Consider the following 409-nt stretch of genomic DNA (forward strand, 5'->3'; position numbering starts at 1 on the left):
ATACTGACTTGGTTGCGGCCATCCGAACAATGGTTTCCAAGTTTGAACAGCAGACGTTTATTAAAATTGATGACCAAAAAGATTTCGTAAACCGGTTACTTGCTCATTTGCGTCCGGCAATCTTCCGCGTTCGCTATGGTTTGCATCTGCACGACATTGGGATTGGTCAAGTGATGGCGGCTGATCCTCGACATCAATTTTTGGTCGACACGATCAATGCCATTGTTGCACCACTCGAGAAGCTAACCGGTAAGCCGATTCCGGAAGATGAGCGAAACCTGATCGCCTTTTACTTTGATGGTGAGTTGGAAAAGTCAGCTGATTTGCATGCCAATAAAGAACGCGCTGCGGTTGTTTGTACGAATGGCCTGATTGTTTCAAAGCTGATGATTCAGAACCTGCGTCGGCT

Annotated in this window: 1 protein-coding gene; it reads left to right on the forward strand. The window is 46.5% G+C overall.

Going from position 1 to position 409, the window contains the following annotated elements; translation table 11 throughout:
• Positions 1-409, forward strand: a 409-nt coding sequence (locus ACXIUA_RS00010) for a PRD domain-containing protein (RefSeq protein WP_457975832.1), incomplete at both ends; no start/stop codon positions are given.

The organism is Corynebacterium sp. UMB8791, from assembly GCF_054166365.1.